Source organism: Streptococcus mitis (assembly GCF_003942685.1).
GTDB lineage: Bacteria > Bacillota > Bacilli > Lactobacillales > Streptococcaceae > Streptococcus > Streptococcus mitis_CD.
Map to the genome: position 1 here is coordinate 67,194 of NZ_RJNR01000008.1, position 18,384 is coordinate 85,577.

The 18,384-nt window shown below is 40.1% G+C and carries 18 protein-coding genes and 4 pseudogenes; 1 reads left to right on the forward strand and 21 read right to left on the reverse strand.

Annotation, left to right across the window (positions count from 1 at the left end; translation table 11 throughout):
* Positions 1-9: 9 nt before the first annotated feature.
* A protein-coding gene (gene prfB, locus D8855_RS06940) for a peptide chain release factor 2 (RefSeq protein WP_125416687.1) occupies positions 10-1,105 on the reverse strand; the annotation gives its coding sequence in 2 pieces (ribosomal slippage) (positions 10-1,032 and positions 1,034-1,105; 1,095 coding nt in all).
* Positions 1,106-1,274: 169 nt separating this feature from the next.
* Here prfB and D8855_RS11045 point away from each other — a divergent pair.
* Positions 1,275-1,371: pseudogene (locus D8855_RS11045) on the forward strand (helix-turn-helix domain-containing protein); the annotation flags it as partial.
* 258 nt (positions 1,372-1,629) lie between these two features.
* Here D8855_RS11045 and D8855_RS06955 read toward each other — a convergent pair.
* The 20 genes and pseudogenes from D8855_RS06955 to D8855_RS10800 form a co-directional block, all read right to left on the reverse strand.
* Positions 1,630-2,205, reverse strand: a complete 576-nt coding sequence (locus D8855_RS06955) for a DUF6572 domain-containing protein (RefSeq protein WP_042751474.1) — start codon at positions 2,203-2,205, stop codon at positions 1,630-1,632.
* Positions 2,202-3,500, reverse strand: coding sequence for a hypothetical protein (locus tag D8855_RS10775; protein ID WP_260467328.1), 1,299 nt, complete (start codon positions 3,498-3,500; stop codon positions 2,202-2,204). Before D8855_RS10775 ends, D8855_RS06955 begins: the two co-directional genes overlap by 4 nt.
* Before the next feature lie 84 nt (positions 3,501-3,584).
* A complete protein-coding gene (locus D8855_RS06965; RefSeq protein ID WP_004264034.1) occupies positions 3,585-3,992 on the reverse strand; it encodes a hypothetical protein in 408 nt (135 codons plus the stop codon).
* Between the two features lie 12 nt (positions 3,993-4,004).
* Positions 4,005-6,113: an LXG domain-containing protein gene (locus tag D8855_RS10565; RefSeq protein WP_260467331.1), complete on the reverse strand. Its 2,109-nt coding sequence runs from the start codon at positions 6,111-6,113 to the stop codon at positions 4,005-4,007.
* Between the two features lie 25 nt (positions 6,114-6,138).
* A complete protein-coding gene (locus D8855_RS06985) occupies positions 6,139-6,561 on the reverse strand; it encodes a hypothetical protein (protein ID WP_125416688.1) in 423 nt (140 codons plus the stop codon).
* Positions 6,543-8,726, reverse strand: a pseudogene (locus D8855_RS10780) (T7SS effector LXG polymorphic toxin); the annotation flags it as partial. The gene D8855_RS06985 and the pseudogene D8855_RS10780, both read right to left, overlap by 19 nt.
* A gap of 64 nt (positions 8,727-8,790) precedes the next feature.
* On the reverse strand, positions 8,791-9,213 hold the full coding sequence (locus D8855_RS07005) for a hypothetical protein (protein WP_125416690.1): 423 nt from the start codon (positions 9,211-9,213) through the stop codon (positions 8,791-8,793).
* Between the two features lie 913 nt (positions 9,214-10,126).
* Positions 10,127-10,852, reverse strand: a pseudogene (locus D8855_RS07020) (TNT domain-containing protein); the annotation flags it as partial.
* A 506-nt stretch (positions 10,853-11,358) separates the two neighbouring features.
* Positions 11,359-11,688: an Imm59 family immunity protein gene (locus D8855_RS07025; protein WP_125416692.1), complete on the reverse strand. Its 330-nt coding sequence runs from the start codon at positions 11,686-11,688 to the stop codon at positions 11,359-11,361.
* A gap of 3 nt (positions 11,689-11,691) precedes the next feature.
* Positions 11,692-12,021 carry an Imm59 family immunity protein gene (locus D8855_RS07030; RefSeq protein ID WP_247930835.1) on the reverse strand — a complete coding sequence of 110 codons (330 nt, stop codon included), beginning with the start codon at positions 12,019-12,021 and terminating at the stop codon, positions 11,692-11,694.
* Complete coding sequence (locus D8855_RS07035; protein ID WP_125416694.1) at positions 12,014-12,343, reverse strand: Imm59 family immunity protein; 330 nt, start codon at positions 12,341-12,343, stop codon at positions 12,014-12,016. The genes D8855_RS07030 and D8855_RS07035 overlap by 8 nt, the downstream gene beginning before the upstream one ends.
* A complete protein-coding gene (locus tag D8855_RS10785; RefSeq protein WP_260467332.1) occupies positions 12,343-13,392 on the reverse strand; it encodes a TNT domain-containing protein in 1,050 nt (349 codons plus the stop codon). Before D8855_RS10785 ends, D8855_RS07035 begins: the two co-directional genes overlap by 1 nt.
* A 135-nt stretch (positions 13,393-13,527) precedes the next feature.
* Positions 13,528-13,719, reverse strand: a complete 192-nt coding sequence (locus D8855_RS07055; protein ID WP_049546354.1) for a hypothetical protein — start codon at positions 13,717-13,719, stop codon at positions 13,528-13,530.
* 21 nt (positions 13,720-13,740) lie between these two features.
* Positions 13,741-13,974 (reverse strand): Imm74 family immunity protein, encoded by a 234-nt coding sequence (locus D8855_RS07060; protein WP_049510510.1) that lies wholly within the window; start codon positions 13,972-13,974, stop codon positions 13,741-13,743.
* Positions 13,975-13,976: 2 nt separating this feature from the next.
* On the reverse strand, positions 13,977-15,689 hold the full coding sequence (locus D8855_RS10790; protein WP_260467329.1) for a T7SS effector LXG polymorphic toxin: 1,713 nt from the start codon (positions 15,687-15,689) through the stop codon (positions 13,977-13,979).
* A 9-nt stretch (positions 15,690-15,698) separates the two neighbouring features.
* Positions 15,699-15,983, reverse strand: a complete 285-nt coding sequence (locus D8855_RS07080; protein ID WP_125416696.1) for a TIGR04197 family type VII secretion effector — start codon at positions 15,981-15,983, stop codon at positions 15,699-15,701.
* Between the two features lie 4 nt (positions 15,984-15,987).
* Complete coding sequence (locus tag D8855_RS07085) at positions 15,988-16,377, reverse strand: YwqH-like family protein (RefSeq protein WP_125416698.1); 390 nt, start codon at positions 16,375-16,377, stop codon at positions 15,988-15,990.
* 99 nt (positions 16,378-16,476) lie between these two features.
* Positions 16,477-16,572: pseudogene (locus D8855_RS10795) on the reverse strand (Imm59 family immunity protein); the annotation flags it as partial.
* Positions 16,573-16,624: 52 nt separating this feature from the next.
* Positions 16,625-17,215 carry a hypothetical protein gene (locus tag D8855_RS07095; protein WP_125416700.1) on the reverse strand — a complete coding sequence of 197 codons (591 nt, stop codon included), beginning with the start codon at positions 17,213-17,215 and terminating at the stop codon, positions 16,625-16,627.
* Positions 17,215-18,384 (reverse strand): TNT domain-containing protein (locus tag D8855_RS10800; RefSeq protein WP_260467330.1); only part of this gene is annotated, 1,170 nt, incomplete at its 5' end. The genes D8855_RS10800 and D8855_RS07095, both read right to left, overlap by 1 nt.

The following is an 18,384-nucleotide window of genomic DNA, read 5'->3' on the forward strand; positions in this document are numbered from 1 at the left end:
CTTTCTATCTTAGCTGATTCGCCACTTGAGGTAGGCATCGATAAAACCATCTAGGTCCCCATCCATAACCTTATCTACCTGCGCAACTTCAAAGCTAGTTCGATGATCTTTTACCATAGTATAAGGCGTGAAAACATATGAACGGATTTGGCTTCCCCATGTGATTTCCTTTTTCTCACCCTTGAGAGAATCAACTTCCGCTGCTTTCTTTTCTTGCTCCATTTGATAGAGCTTAGCCTGCAACATCTTCATGGCACGATCTCTATTTCCATACTGGGTACGATCGACCGTTGACTGGACAACAGTCCCAGTAGGAATATGTGTTAAACGTACACCTGTGGAAACCTTATTGACGTTTTGTCCACCAGCTCCACCTGAACGGAAGGTGTCCATCTTGATATCATCTTCACGAATTTCCACTTCAATGGTATCATCCAATTCTGGCATTACTTCCACCGATGTGAAAGAGGTATGGCGACGTTTAGCAGAGTCAAATGGTGAAATTCGCACCAAACGGTGAACACCCATTTCTGACTTGAGAAGGCCATAGGCATTAGGCCCTTCAAATGATAGGGTTACTGACTTAATACCAGCTTCATCTCCTGCTTGGTAATCCAAAACTTCTACTTTAAATCCTTTGGCATTTCCATAGCGAGTGTACATACGAAGTAACATATCACCCCAGTCCTGAGCTTCAGTACCACCTGATCCTGGATGGATTTCCAAAATCGCATTATTATGGTCATAAGGTTCTGACAAGAGAAGGGTCATCTCATAGCTAGTCATCATTTTATCGAGTTCTGATAGCTGTGCAACCAATTCTTCATGCACTGACTCGTCTTCAGCTAAAAAGTCTAATAAAATTTCAACTTCATCCTGCAACTCTTCCATTTTGTGGAAGGTGTTGTAGGTGTTTTTTAATTCATTTAATTCTTGCGACGTTTTTTGGGCCGCGATATTATCGTTCCAAAAATCAGGTTCTGTCATCTTGTTTTCCAAGATGGCAATCTCTTCCTCTAAACCTTCGAGGTCAAAGAGACCTCCTGAAAGAAGCTAATTTTTCACGATTTGCGTCAATTTTCTGACGAATTTCTGAAATGTCCATAAATACTCCTTTATTGTATCGTTTTATTATACCATAATCTATCATTTCTTTCCATTTTTTGCTCTAATGACTTTTTCTATCTTGATTATACAATCTAATTGCACAATAAAAACTCATAAAATTTTCTAGTAAAATAGAATTGAACGAACTAGTTACCAAAAAAAGTTTTATGAGCTACCATCATTCTACCATAGACAAGAGTGAAAGTATTCTCATTTACTGTACTCAAGGCCTAAATTTTTTCTCAAATTGCTAAGTTACCTCATCTTTATTAAACTAAATTATGAAATTCCCCAAGTGTTATATCCTTTATGCCTAACTTTCGGGGTACAGTCCAGTTCATACACATAGATCTTTTATCTCACAATCTCCCTGTTTCTTAATAGAGTATAAAAAATCGTCGTATGAATGTTCTGCATGTCAATTGTCGGCATAAATAGTTCGCTATTTTTACCTATTTAACAAAATCCTTCGTAACCTAGTCCAATTATACCACAAAAAGAGAGCATCTTTCGCTCCCTTTATTACTCCGGTAATTCTACCTTCAAGCTCATATCCGTCGGTTGTAATACCTTCTGAACTGCTGCAAGAAAGGCTAGTCCATTATCAGATGGAGAATATTGGAATGTGATATGGATGACTTTTTTATCAAAGCTATCGCCATATCGCTCTACATATTGCTTACTTTCGAGGAAGTAGATGTAGTTATTGAGTTTTTCTTGAAGTTTCAAGAGATGCTCTTCTTCGGTATCTGGAAGCCAAAGATTGCCATCTATTAATAAAAGTTCCAAGTCTGTATCACTCGCTCCGATTGCATCAATTTCTGAAACATCTAACTGAATTGGAGTTTCTTTTATCCAAAATTTTGTTTTTATCAAACGATAAAGTCGATTTATTGCATCACTTTCATTTTTAAATTCGTCTCTTATCCAGATATCTTGGCGCTCATTAACCTCATATACTTTATATTGACTAGATTTCTCATCGTAATAGTATCCCAAGGTAAATTGACCTTCAAATCGTTCATCAAACGCAATATGAAATATCCCTATCTTATCTCTGTGTTTATTAACGAAATTTACTAGTTCTTGTCTCGTCATTTAAATTCCTCCATCATCCCCATATTCAGCATATCAATTCCTCCAAAAGGTGTTACAATCTGTTCAGCGCCACCTGACATATCACCCCATTCTGCCGCTTTCCCATGAACACCATACTTAATATCATCACTAGACATACTCAAAGAAGTAGATGTATCGGATATATATTTTCGATACTTATCCGACAGCTCTAAAAATTGGTCTTGTGACACCCCTTCAATTCCTTCTTCTCTCAAAATCCTATTAAAAATCTTGATATCACCTTCACTGATAGCATCAATTTTATCAAAATAACTATCGGTTTTAAAGTTACCGTTATGGTAAGCTTTAAGATTTTCAACATATGGAATTGAACGTTGACTGTACGTATATGGTCCTTCGCTAGGAATATCCGAGAAGTTACCTCCTCCCATATGTCCAAACCGGTCCCATCGCTCTGGTAAACCAGAAGTTCTCGTTATAGGATGTACAGTTCCTTTTTTAAATCCTAATCTTTCTGGCCAATCATATGAAATCCAACCATCTTCAATTGATTTAACATATTGTGCATCAGAAGGAACATTGATATCTACTTTATCATCAAGCTCAGTAAAATACTTTTGAAGTTTTTGAACCTTTTCTTCTAAACTTAAGTCAGTTTTGTATAATTCACTGGTATACTGCTTCACCTTGTCAAAGCTTGATACTTTCTCAATTGTAAAACTGTCTGTTGGTTTGGAAATCACATCAATCCGAGTCCCTGGTTCAATTTTAGTGCCACCTGTAAAGCGACCTTTTCCTTCACCTACGATAGTACCGCCATATTTTGATAGATTATCCAGAATATCTTGGCGTTTAATGGATAAACCATCTTTTGCAGTCGTGTAATCTTGAATGCGAATTTTTCCAGTTTCATCTACACCGACAGCTTTTAATTGGATACGTTGAATTTCATCTGCTACATTACGTGTCTCAACGGTTATCCTAGTCTCGACATCTTTGAAATTTGTCTTGAAGTCATCAATCTTTGTAGTTGAAAACTCTCTGTAGTTAGCAAAATTTTGTTCAGATACGTTATTTTTCACATTATTGAGACTAAACTTGCTGGCTGCTGAGGAGACCGCATAACCTCCTACGATATTCCCGATAAAGTTTGCGGTTTGGGCATCTTCTTCGCTTCCACCTAGGAGCTTGGTCCCATGATAGGCAACCTGACCTGCTGTATAGGCACCGGCTTCCCCTATCGCAAACTGGGTCAAGCCCTTGACAACGCTCTGAGTCTGCCCTATGGGAATCATGATGGCACTCGCTGTCACAAAGATCCCACCAACCTGATGATACAGCTTGTCATTTGATATTCCCTAATTGAAATTATTTATAGAGAGTTATTACATATTGCATCACTTAAATAAAAAAATTATACTGGTCTCACCCGATTTTGTATCAATATATGATATTATTTCCGCAAAAGAGGTATTAAATTTAGTAGAGTATGTAGTTTTTTCGGAAAATCTACCATATTGTTTTTCTAACCACTTATCCTGTATCTGTCTTATATCTTGTAGTTTATATTCATACATATTCGAATAATTTATCGGATCATTTGATTGATAAATACTTAACTTTAAAGATTCAAGAATGTTATTTTTAAAATTAAAATCTGCCCAAAATTCTAATCCTTCAATCTTGACGGGAGATTTTAACATAAATAAATTAGAACTTTCTTCCTGTTTAAGATAATTTTTAAAATTATTATAAAATATTTCTTTCGTTAATTGTTTGTCAATAACTGTATTATTTATAATCATTTGAACTCCTGATCATTTTAAATTATGTAGCTTCTGTTCAATTTCTGCATACTTAGAAAGGTTAACTTTATAGTTATTTAGCTTGATGTTTGATGTTTTAACAGGAACAATAAATTTATTATGTACAGCCTCTCGAAAATCTGGGACGAAATATTGAGTTAGTCCCCCTTGGCCAAATTGAGGATTAGATAATGTTATGCCTGTTGCCGAATTTATATCCTCATTAAACTTATAAGCCCCCATTATTTTTCTATACTCAGCAGAATCCATTCCTCGAACGTAGTATGGTTTCACTTGGACACCTTCAAACAACTTAGTGGCATTATTTCCAACATCAGTAATCGTTTTTTCAGAAACCATATAACCTGTTGGAAACGGTTCACCCGCAAATAAAATATCTCCCTTTTTAATTAGAATATTTTGATATTCATCAACTCCTGTATAAGGAAAGTCTCCTTGCCAAGATTTGGCAATTTCAACTGGATCATAATTCTTTACAAACCTCTTTAGTTTCGGTGTATTTATTCTTTTATGTAATTCTTCAGAACTAATTTTCCCATATTTATTGTGTAAATATTCCAAGCGAGATGGTTCAGACATGTTTACTGAACTTTGAGAATCTATTTTATGCACTCCCACATCTCCAAACCTACTTGGAGTTGCAATATCCTTAACTCTAGGCACAACCACATCACCTGACTTGACTCCGCTAACAGCATTTGATACGTTGTCGCCTGATATCTGCTTGACCTTCGGTACATCCACTCTGACTGCTGGATGGCTTTTCAGCTTAGCCAGGGTCTCATCAGCTGGGCTGGCTTTCAGATGCAGGTCTGGCCTACTACTCAAACGTACATTAGCTGGTTCCAGCTTGGGTAGTTGCTTGCCTTGAAGTGGGACATCCAGATGAGATGGTTTAGCGCTTGGTAGATCTACTTTCACCTTATTGAGACTAAACTTGCTGGCTGCTGAGGAGACCACATAACCTCCTACGATATTCCCGATAAAGTTTGCGGTTTGGGCATCTTCCTCACTTCCACCTAGGAGCTTAGTCCCATGATAGGCAACCTGACCCGCTGTATAGGCGCCTGCTTCCCCTATCGCAAACTGGGTCAAGCCCTTGACAACGCTCTGAGTCTGCCCTATGGGAATCATGATGGCACTCGCCGTCACAAAGACATTCCCAACATCATGATACAGCTTGTCATTCCCCATAAAAAGCGTATCTCGGATGAGATTATAGGATTTCGTATGGGCATCCCCTGCATTCCCAAGTTGGATGTTATGAATCCCTTCCCCTGCATTAGACGCCCCATAAGCCGCTGTTCCAATTCCTGCGGTTAAGCCAGCCCCAACAACCAAGGGTGTCGCAAAACCCATGCTTCCTACAATCGCAAGAATACTAAACGCAACAGTCACCACACCAATTGCCAGGTCTTTCCAACCGTTTTTGGCTCGATCCTCTGCAGCCAAGGCTTCAAAACGAGCCTTGTCTCTCTCCTGGGCAGCTTGTACACGCTCAACACGACTCTCCATCTGCTTGGTCGCCTGTTGGTAGGCCATCGCAAAGCGTTGAACAGACTGGAGTTTGGCAAAATCTCCTGACTGATAAGTCCCTACCGTACGTGTCTTCCCTGCGTGCTCTGCGACCAAAGCCTTGGTCGCAGACAAGAGTTCCTTAAAGGCAACCAAATCCTGACTCGCATGATTACTTTCATACTGAGTGATGGAGGTATCCAAGTTCTTGAGCTGATTCATGAGAAAGTTATAGTTCATGACCGTACTGGTATGACTGCTTCCTTCGTAGCTCACCAAGTCTGAAATCTTGTCCTTGGTCGTGTTCAAGAGCTCAATCTCACCCTTCAAATCGTCCCGTGAGCTCTTTAAAGCACTATGAAGGTTTGTAAATACCTTACTTGGAAGCTTTGTATGAAGATCACCATCAATCTGGTAGTAACCATCCTTGTACAGTAGGAGGTTAGTTGAGTAGTCATTCATCAGGTTGACCAGAGTCTGAAGAAGAGTCCCATGCACCTCTACTAGGTAACGGCGCATACTCGAGATGGCCTGACCTTGGAGATTCTCACTTAATGTAAAAACAGGAACTTGCCCACAACGAATAGTGTATAAACAAGTTCCTTACAAGCTATTTCAATGGTGATACATAATCATCTGGAAGTTTACCTCTCCAGTCAATCCACATTTGCTCAGCAATCGGAATTAATTTTTCAAGTTCTTCTTTAGTAAATAAATCTCTAGTTTCAGGTAAATCAATTAAAGATGTAGGACTCTCTTCTATGAATCGTTTCTCACTAGCTTTCTTTTCTTCTTCCGTCGGTGGCCAACAATCAGTCTGAAGCTTACTTAATACTTCTAACTCCGTTCTTTCCCCACTCTCTAGTAAGGCAAATAACTCATTTGGTAATTCATAAACCACACGCTGAGGGGCAATTCCTCCCTCCTCGGAAACGTAATAAAGATGATTACCATCTCTCCAGATATGCTGACCGTAACCTTTTACTTCTTCAAACTGGATAACATCTTCCCAGCCTAATTTACTATGTTCCATGTATGTTCTCCTCTCTTGGTACTAATATCTTCCATAACACCTTCTGGAATATCTCCTGGGAAAGTTCGTCCAGTTGGTCTCCACCAGTCATTGGCCCCAGCTTCTTTTCCGCTTGGTATTGAAATTCCTTTTTCCGCTACTACTTCTGGAGTGACATCCAAACGATAAAGTGGCCCGTCTTCTAAATAACCTTCATCAAATCCTAATATGATTTCATAAAGACGATTATCTCCATCAGCAACCTTTTCAATGATATCTGCATGTTCTTTGCTCAACCAGAAACTTGTTCCATCATTACCTCCAACAATACCTCCATTCCAATTTTCACTAGGCTGAAATTTTTGGAATCTGGCTGCTCCATTTTCAAATTGCTGTTTATGTGCTTTTATGTATTCTGAGCTATAAACCTTTTCGACGATTGGACGATCTTTTTTCGGTATTGATAACACACTTTTGGATGTTTTACCAGGACGATACTCCACTTTAGGTGCGTTCTTAGAAATATTAAAGATTAATTCCCTTTCTTCAGGAGTTAATTTGTCAAAGACTTTCTCTAGATATCTTTCTCGAGTTGCAAAGTCTTTAAACCCTGAACTCTCCCTCGCAAGTCTACTTTCTTCTATATTTCTTAGGATTTGTTCTTTGTTATACTTCGGTGTTTCGACATCGTGCACCCCCTTCACCTTCGGAAGTTCCCGACTAACTAATGGGGATTTGTTTAAGCCTAGTTGGAATTTCTCCTTCGCCAGATATTGGTCAAAGTTACTGGATTCCCTCGCAAGTTTACTTTCTTCCAGATTCTTCAGAATCTGCTCTCGGTTATACTTCGGTGCTTCGACATCGTGGACACCTTTCAACTTCGGAAGTTCCCGACTAACTAATGGGGATTTGTTTAAGCCTAGTTGGAGTTTCTCCTTCGCCAGATACTGGTCAAAGTTACTAGATTCCCTCGCAAGTTTACTTTCTTTCAGATTCTTCAGAATCTGCTCGCGGTTATACTTCGGTGCTTCGACCTCTACTTTCACCTTATTGAGACTAAACTTGCTGGCTGCTGAGGAGACCACATAACCTCCTACGATATTCCCAATAAAGTTTGCGGTTTGGGCATCTTCCTCACTTCCACCTAGGAGCTTGGTCCCATGATAGGCAACCTGACCTGCTGTATAGGCACCGGCTTCCCCTATCGCAAACTGGGTCAAGCCCTTGACAACGCTCTGAGTCTGCCCTATGGGAATCATGATGGCACTCGCTGTCACAAAGACATTCCCAACATCATGATACAGCTTGTCATTCCCCATGAAAAGCGTATCTCGGATGAGATTATAGGATTTCGTATGGGCATCCCCTGCATTTCCAAGTTGGATGTTATGAATCCCTTCCGCTGCATTAGACGCCCCATAAGCAAACGACCCCAGTCCTGCGGTTAAGCCAGCCCCAACAACCAAGGGTGTCGCAAAACCCATGCTTCCTACAATCGCAAGAATACTAAACGCAACAGTCACCACACCAATTGCTAGGTCTTTCCAACCGTTTTTGGCTCGATCCTCTGCAGCCAAGGCCTCAAAACGAGCCTTGTCCCGCTCCTGAGCAGCTTGTACGCGTTCAACACGACTCTCCATCTGCTTGGTTGCCTGTTGGTAGGCTATCGCAAAGCGTTGGACAGACTGGAGTTTAGCGAAATCACCCGACTGATAAGTCCCTACAGTCCGTGTCTTCCCTGCATGCTCTGCGATCAAGGCCTTGGTCGCCGACAAGAGTTCCTTAAAGGCAACCAAATCCTGACTCGCATGATTACTTTCATACTGGATGATCGAGTTGTCCAAGTTCTTGACCTGATTCATGAGAAAGTTATAGTTCATGACCGTACTGGTATGACTACTTCCTGAATAGCTCACCAAGTCTGAAACCTTGTCCTTGGTCGTGTTCAAGAGCTCAATCTCACTCTTTAGATTGTCACGTGAACTCTTCAAATCACTATGAAGGGTTGTAAACACCTGACCTGGTAACTTTGCATGATTGCTTGAATCAATTTGATAGTAACCATCCTTGTACAGTAGGAGATTAGTTGAGTAGTCATTCATCAGGTTAACCAGAGTTTGAAGAAGAGTCCCATGCACCTCTACTAGGTAACGGCGCATACTCGAGATGGCCTGACCTTGGAGATTTTCACTTAATGTAAAAACAGGAACTTGATTACAACTAACAGTATATAAACAAGTTCCTCATAGACTATTTCAATGGCGATACATAATCATCTGGAAGCTTACCTCTCCAGTCAATCCATTTTTTTTCCGCAAGTGGAATTAATGTCTCGAGCTCTTCCTGAGTAAATAATTCCCAACTCTTAGGACTAGCTATCAAGGGAGTTAAGCCTTTTAATATAAATTGTTTCTCACTAGCTTTCTTTTCTTCTTCCGTTGGTGGCCAACGATCGTTCTCCGCTTTAAAATCAATTTCACGTGCCGTCCTCCTACCTAATAAATATTCGTTAAAATCAGAAGGATTAATCTCAAAGATACGACGAACTGAAGCTACTCCAAACTCTCCAAAAGTGTAGTATTTTCCTTCATGTGTTCGAAAATCATATCCCTTCGGTGACTCAATCTTATCAAAGGTATCAAATTCTTCCCATGTTATTTTAGTTAAACTCATTTTAGTCGCCTCCTAATTTTCTAATTGTAAATTCTCCCCACGGCACTTCATCAATAACTGCCTCTGGCATATTTCCTGGGAAGGTTTGTCCTCCTGGTTTCCAAAAATCATCAAAAGCAGACTCTTCATTTCCACTTGGGATTCTTGGATTTTTTATAGATTCTGGTGGAATTTCAATAGCTACAGGGGAAGAGCCTAGGTCTCCTCGATGAAGACCTAGTATATCTTCCAACAATTCAGGATCTCCCTTAGTCACTTTAATCAGCGTTTCACCAGCTTCTCTAGGCATAACAAAGGCAACATGATCTTTTTCATTACCAACTGCACCATTATTGTAACCACCTTCTTCGGGTGTGAATTTCTGAAATTTAATAGCACCATTTTCAAATTGCTGTTTATGTGCTTTTATGTATTCCGGAGTATACACATATTCTACATTCGGACGGTTATTTTTGGACATTGATAACACACTATCAAAAGAATAATCTGGTTGATATTCCACTTTAGGTGCGTTTTTAGAAATATTAAAAATTAATTCCCTTTCTTCAGGAGTTAATTTGTTAAAGACCTTCTCTAGATATCTTTCGCGAGTTGCAAAATCTTTAAAACCTGAACTCTCCCTCGCAAGCCTGCTTTCTTCTATATTTTTTAGAATTTGTTCGCGGTTATACTTCGGTGTTTCGACATTGTGGACACCTTTCACCCTCGGAAGTTCCCGACTAACTAATGGGGATTTGTTTAAGCCTCGTTGGAGTTTCTCCTTCGCCAGATACTGATCAAAGTTACTGGATTCCCTCGCAAGTTTACTTTCTTCCAGATTCTTCAGAATCTGCTCGCGGTTATACTTCGGTACTTCGACATTGTGGACACCCTTCACCTTCGGAAGTTCCCGACTAACTAATGGGGATTTGTCTAAGTTTCGTTGGAGTTTCTCCTTCGCCAGATACTGGTCAAAGTTACTGGATTCCCTCGCAAGTTTACTTTCTTTCAGATTCTTCAGAATCTGCTCGCGGTTATACTTCGGTGCTTCGACCTCTACTTTCACCTTATTGAGACTAAACTTGCTGGCTGCTGAGGAGGCCACATAACCTCCTACGATATTCCCGATAAAGTTTGCGGTTTGAGCGTCTTCCTCACTACCACCTAGGAGCTTAGTCCCATGATAGGCAACCTGACCCGCTGTATAGGCGCCTGCTTCCCCTATCGCAAACTGGGTCAAGCCTTTGACAACGCTCTGAGTCTGCCCTATGGGAATCATGATAGAACTCGCTGTCACAAAGATCCCACCAACCTGATGATACAGCTTGTCATTCCCCATGAAAAGCGTATCTCGGATACGATTATAGGATTTCGTATGAATATCCCCTGCATTTCCAAGTTGGATGTTATGAATCCCTTCCGCTGCATTAGACGCCCCATAAGCAAACGACCCCAGTCCTGCGGTTAAGCCAGCCCCAACAACCAAGGGTGTCGCAAAACCCATGCTTCCTACAATCGCAAGAATACTAATCGCAACGGTCACCACACCAAGTGCCAGGTCTTTCCAACCGTTCTTGGCTCGATCCTCTGCAGCCAAGGCCTCAAAACGAACCTTGTCCCGCTCCTGAGCAGCTTGTACGCGTTCAACACGACTCTCCATCTGCTTGGTCGCCTGTTGGTAGGCAATCGCAAAGCGTTGAACAGACTGGAGTTTGGCGAAATCACCCGACTGATAAGTTCCTACAGTCCGTGTCTGCCCTGCATGTTCTGCGATCAAGGCCTTGGTCGCAGACAAGAGTTCCTTAAAGGCAACCAAATCCTGACTCGCATGATTACTTTCATACTGGATGATCGAGTTGTCCAAGTTTTTGACCTGATTCATGAGAAAGTTATAGTTCATGACTGTACTGGTATGACTGCTTCCTTCATAGCTCACCAAGTCTGAAACCTTGTCCTTGGTCGTGTTCAAGAGCTCAATCTCGCTCTTTAGATTATCCCGTGAACTCTTCAAATCACTATGTAATCGCGTAAACACCTGACCTGGTAACTTTGCATGATTGCTTGAATCAATCTGGTAGTAGCCATCCTTGTACAGTAAGAGTTTACCAATAGAATATTAGTAAACTCTTGTTTCATTTATTCTACCATAAAATAGGGTGTTATTTATTATTCTGTGACATCATCCCAGAGGGGAGAGGAGTATTCAGGAACTTCTCCATTTTCTACAGAAGTTTTATTTATAAAAACTGTTAACTTCAGATTATGGATAAATTTTTCTTTTGCTTCTTCAAATGTTTTAAACTTAAAAATACTTCCTGTACTTGCTCGATCCATTGTTGAGTAAACTTCATACAATTCCAATTCTGGATTATAATCTATCCTAGTTTCCCACTCAGAAGGTCTGTGTTCATTAAAAATAGAATATCTTAAAGACTCATATCCTAAATCTTGAATGGCTAATAAAAGTTCAGAACGTTCTTTGGCTTCGTCTCTCATCTTCTAGTTATCCTCTTTTTCATCCCATAATGGTGATGGATATTCTACCGGCAATCCTAATTGTATATTCAGTTTATTAGATTCTATAACGAGTTCTAATTTTTCAAAAAAATCTTTCTTTGCACTTCCAAAATTATCGTACTCTTTGCTATGTCCAACTATATATGATCGATCATCTCGACCATCAACATAAAATTTTCCATTTTTCTGATAAAGGTGAAATGCCCAAGGAAGACGTTTAGTTTCGTCAAATAAAACATAATGTAAGCTCTCATAATGACGTTTTTTAATTTCTTGTTCAACTATACATTTCATGTTCTCAATATCAATCATCGGTTTTATCCCATAATGGTGATGGATATTCTGCACCTATGCCTTCGTCAACATAATATCTATTTATGAAAACAACGTTTTCAAGAATTTCTATGAAACGAATCCGTGCTTCTTGAAAGTTTTGGTATGAATCTTTACCATTCGTACTTGCTCTGTCCATTGTCGAATATACTTCATATACTTCTAATTCAGGATTATATTCTATTCTTGTTTCCCACTCCCTTGGTCTATGATCATTGAAAATGGAATATCTCAAACTTTCATATCCCAATTTGTGAATATCTGATAAAAGTTCCAATCGCTCTTTTTCTAAGCTAATCATTATTTGACAACCTCCTTTAAGATCCCCATTTTTTCGTACCAAACAACACTTGTACTAAATTTTATTTGTGTACCTCCACCTTGGCCGAATATTTTAGCGATTTGTCCCTTTTGCGGATTTGCCATATCTTCCAAAGTAAAGTGACGATCTTTCATCAATTTAGATAGTACAATTTTATCCTTTTCTGATAATAATTTATAACCACTTTTGACATTTTCTAAATTAATATCTTTTACAATTTCATACTGGTGGTAGACTTGATATCCTTCAGGATAAGGCAAACCTCTTGAATTAAACGGTAATTTCTCTCCGTTATCAATTGGACTGGCGAAGCGCCCACCATTTGATCCAAAACGGTCAATCACTTGTCCAGCTTTTAAATCAGCTGATTGTGTAATAGGGTTACCAGAACTATCTAAAACAAAACCATCTGTTCCTTTTGGTGGCCATTTGATTTTACCCTGTGCATCCACAAAGTCCCTAGAACGAACAGGAACTTGTTTCCCCTCAAAGACATCTGCTGAAAGATAAGCACGTTTCCCATTTGGCATTGTTATCCGCTCTGGGAAATATTTCCCTTGTTGTGCGTACTCTTTACGAAGATAGTCATCAAACTTCGAACTCTCCCTCGCAAGCCTGCTTTCCTCTATATTCTTCAGGATTTGTTCTTTGTTATACTTCGGTGCTTCGACATCGTGCACCCCCTTCACCCTCGGAAGTTCCCGACTAACTAATGGGGATTTGTTTAAGCCTAGTTGGAGTTTCTCCTTCGCCAGATACTGGTCAAAGTTACTGGATTCCCTCGCAAGTTTACTTTCTTTCAGATTCTTCAGAATCTGCTCGCGGTTATACTTCGGTGCTTCGACATCGTGCACCCCCTTCACCCTCGGAAGTTCCCGACTAACTAATGGGGATTTGTTTAAGCCTAGTTGGAGTTTCTCCTTCGCCAGATACTGGTCAAAGTTACTGGATTCCCTCGCAAGTTTGCTTTCTTCCAGATTCTTCAGAATCTGTTCGCGGTTATACTTCGGTGCTTCGACATCGTGCACCCCCTTCACCCTCGGAAGTTCCCGACTAACTAATGGGGATTTGTTTAAGCCTAGTTGGAGTTTCTCCTTCGCCAGATACTGGTCAAAGTTACTGGATTCCCTCGCAAGTTTACTTTCTTCCAGATTCTTCAGAATCTACTCGCGGTTATACTTCGGTGCTTCGACCTCTACTTTCACCTTATTGAGACTAAACTTGCTGGCTGCTGAGGAGGCCTCATAACCTCCTACGATATTCCCGATAAAGTTTGCGGTTTGAGCGTCTTCCTCACTACCACCTAGGAGCTTAGTCCCATGATAGGCAACCTGACCCGCTGTATAGAGATTCATTTCTCTTAGAATACAACATAATTATACAAAGTCTAATTGAATAGTTTGATTGCTCTCCATTTTTTTAGCTGTATTAATAATATTCTCTATTTCTCTTTGAGTTATCGGAAGATTATCATGAGGGGGCTCCCATTGTGTCATACTATCTTTATAAACAACAAATTTTTTATTGATCAGCAATTCTCCTTGTGCTTTTAATAGGAAACCATTCTCTAAATCAAAAGTAATTGTTGATCTTGTTCCTGTAATTTTCATTTCTACCTCTCGAATATAATTTTTTCTACCCCTGTTTTAGGATCTATTGTCGTAACCTTAGTAACATTTGGATTGGCCTTCAATCTTGGTAGTTCGATGTTTTCCCAAATATTTCCTGGTCGTAGTTCGCTACCAACTACAGCTCTTATTTCACCAGATACTTGCTCTGCGTAAACATTCGAAGCTTCCTCCCAAGCTGTTACACTTGAAGGAGTATTAAAATCCCATTCAGGCATTACAATATTCGTATCATCAATCGTAGATTCTAATGTAACTCCTCCTTTATTTTTTGCTATTTTTTTCGCAACATCCATTCCTCCAATGCCATCTGTTCGTCCTGACCAGAAAAAAGCCGTATCTGGATCAGTTTTCAATCTACCTCTTATTAACTCAACATCAAAGTCAGTTTGAGTAAAATCTATTTTTGAATATCGATTTGGAGAAACAGGTTGATTCAAGCTAAACTTGCTGGCTGCTGAGGAGACCACATAACCTCCTACGATATTCCCGATAAAGTTTGCGGTTTGGGCATCTTCCTCACTTCCACCTAGGAGCTTAGTCCCATGATAGGCAACCTGACCCGCTGTATAGGCGCCTGCTTCCCCTATCGCAAACTGGGTCAAGCCCTTGACAACGCTCTGAGTCTGCCCTATGGGAATCATGATGGCACTCGCCGTCACAAAGACATTACCAACATCATGATACAGCTTGTCATTCCCCATGAAAAGCGTATCTCGGATACGATTATAGGATTTCGTATGAATATCCCCTGCATTTCCAAGTTGGATGTTATGAATCCCTTCCCCTGCATTAGACGCCCCATAAGCCGCTGTTCCAATTCCTGCGGTTAAGCCAGCCCCAACAACCAAGGGTGTCGCTGCCCCCATAGTTGCCCAAATCGCTAAAGCACCAATCGCAACGGTCACNACACCAATTGCCAGGTCTTTCCAACCGTTCTTGGCTCGATCCTCCGCAGCCAAGGCCTCAAAACGAGCCTTGTCTCTCTCCTGAGCAGCTTGTACGCGTTCAACACGACTCTCCATCTGCTTGGTCGCCTGTTGGTAGGCNATCGCAAAGCGTTGGACAGACTGGAGTTTGGCGAAATCACCCGACTGATAAGTCCCTACAGTCCGTGTCTTCCCTGCATGTTCTGCTATCAAGGCCTTAGTCGCAGACAAGAGTTCCTTAAAGGCAACCAAATCCTGACTCGCATGATTACTTTCATACTGGATGATCGAGTTGTCCAAGTTCTTGACCTGATTCATGAGAAAGTTATAGTTCATGACCGTACTGGTATGACTACTTCCTGAATAGCTCACCAAGTCTGAAATCTTGTCCTTGGTCGTGTTCAAGAGCTCAATCTCACTCTTTAGATTGTCACGTGAACTCTTTAAATCACTATGAAGGGTTGTAAACACCTGACCCGGTAACTTTGCATGATTGCTTGAATCAATTTGATAGTAACCATCCTTGTACAGTAGGAGATTAGTTGAGTAGTCATTCATCAGGTTGACCAGAGTTTGAAGAAGAGTCCCATGCACCTCTACTAGGTAATTGCGCATACTCGAGATGGCCTGACCTTGGAGATTTTGATTGTTGATGAAGTCGCTCATAGCCTTATTTAGACTAGCGATGGCCTCTTCCCAAGCATTCATCGTCTTTTGACTTTCCACTTGAACAGAGGTAATATCATCAAATTTTATCTTGTAACTCATAGAACCTCCTTACTGCAAGGCAGAAAACATTGTTTGTCCCAATACTGTATCTGTACGGGCCAATTCTTTTCCTGTAGCGGACATCAAGGCGATGTCCGTTCCCAATAAGGACGTATAGCTCGTCATCAACTGATAGAGCTCATTGAATTGTTCCTGATACAAATCGAGCACCTTGGATTCCGATGTCGTGTTGAAGTTTGGCTTACTCACTCCAGCCAAACTAGCCTGAGCCTTGGTCAAACTACTGATGTGCGCGTTAAACAGAACCTCAGATAATTGAATCGTTCCATACATGGCCTTACCCCTCCTTCGTATGTAGCAGCTTCTCGATGATATTTCCCAGATTATTCATCTGACTTTGGCACCAACCAATAATGCCATGTTCTTCATTCTTTTGGTTCTCTAACCTAGTGATTTCATCACAGATGGCATCATAGAAGGTATTCATCTCCGTTTGAAAACTCGTGTAGTCACTAGAGAAGGTCTCCCACTGCTTGGTGAAATCATCCTTTTGTTTGCCTTGCCATTCTGGCTGAATATTTCGGTGCATGATGGGATACTTGATATTGTGAACATTTTGTTGGATTTTCCCTACAGACTTCTTGGCCGTACGAAGACGTTCCAACTTTTCATCGATGGAAGTAATCCGTGATTGGGCAGAGGAGATGCTGGCGGAGTAGGCATTCACTTGGCTTTGAAGAGAATTCTATTTAAAGCAAGAGTTTACCAATGGTTTATCGGTAAACTCTTTCTTCATTTATTCTATCATAAAAGGGGGAGTTATTTATTATTCTGTGATATCATCCCAGAGGGGGGATAGATAGTTAACGGGCATTCCTTCCTTGACATAGTATCGATTAATAATAACTATGTCTGCTAAAAAATCTAAAAATTTTGTTTTTGCTTCTTGGAATGTATTATAAACATGCTTTCCATTAAAACTTCTCTACTCCCTCAGAACTATACCCTAACAAAGTAGCCTCATATTCATCTCCTAGTTCATTATCATCATTCAGTTGAATCAGCCACTCCTTAATAGTTTTTAATTTTACAATTGATACATAGAAGGTTTGAAATATTCTGTTTGGTAGATAAAAGAGATTGTATTCATTGTCACTTGCATCTATATAATAAATCTTGTTTAGCTCTGAAGAAAAATTTATTTTTCCTTTAGCCCTAGAATCAACCGAATAAAAGTTATCGAGTTGTTCTCTAGTTAAGTATTCTTTTAATATTTCAATATCTTCTATATCATTTATTAAAGTCATCAGTGGGAATTCAAAATTTGTAACTCCTCTTTTAACAAATATTGCAAAATATAGCTGTGCTAACTCCTTATTACTAATTTTACAATATTCTAAAATAACCCCTCTTTCATTTAGTGAAATAAAAAATTCGTCTTCTCTTTTTTCTAGAATATAAATAATATCCACATTATCATATGCCTGCAACTTGTTATTTATTGAAACAATTTCGACATTGCTGATAAATCTTTTCAAACTTACAATATATTCATTATCAAACATTATAATTTCCTCAAATAACCAAATTCTATTAGTTTTTTAATAATAGCTGTCTCATCAGAAGGGATAGACATTATCTGTTTAGCAAAGAATGGATCTAATTTAAACTGTATTCCTCCTCCTGGTTGATCAAACCACGGGGCTATTTTTCCTTTTAAAACAGGTAAATCCATTAATATTTCATATTGATTATAGTTCTTAAAATCCGAGTTTGGAGACATTGCCCTCATCTCTTTGGATTCACCGATATTTCCAAAAAAGTGTCCATAATCAGAACCAAATCGATCAATTTTATCTCCAGGAGATAGGGTTGTCTTTTGATATTCACCTTTTACAAAGCCATCAATATTTGGATCACCTTTTTGTCCTGGCCAGTTCTCACTACCTGTAAGTTGATCAAAATATTTTGGATTATCATACACTGCCTTATTTTCAAGATATAGTTTTGAATTAACTGGTCTTTCCCAGGATAACAGTTTAACACGATCTTGAACCATTATACCTGATTCCGCATACTCATGCCATTGAAGATATCTCTGACGGTCCATTGGATCCATACCCATCAAGGTTTTCTGGAATTTCTCCTTCGCCAGATACTGGTCAAAGTTACTGGATTCCCTCGCAAGCCTACTTTCTTCCAGATTCTTCAGAATCTGCTCGCGGTTATACTTCGGTGCTTCGACATCTACTTTCACCTTATTGAGACTAAACTTGCTGGCTGCTGAGGAGACCGCATAACCTCCTACGATATTCCCGATAAAGTTTGCGGTTTGGGCGTCTTCCTCACTACCACCTAGGAGCTTGGTCCCGTGATAGGCAAACTGACCCGCTGTATAGGCGCCTGCTTCCCCTATCGCAAACTGGGTCAAGCCCTTGACAACGCTCTGAGTCTGCCCTATGGGAATCATGATAGAACTCGCTGTCACAAAGATCCCACCAACCTGATGATACAGCTTGTCATTCCCCATGAAAAGCGTATCTCGGATGCGATTATAGGATTTCGTATGAATATCCCCTGCATTCCCAAGTTGAATGTTATGAATCCCTTCCCCTGCATTAGACGCCCCATAAGCCGCTGTTCCAATTCCTGCGGTTAAGCCAGCCCCAACAACCAAGGGTGTCGCTGCCCCCATAGTTGCCCAAATCGCTAAAGCACCAATCGCAACGGTCAC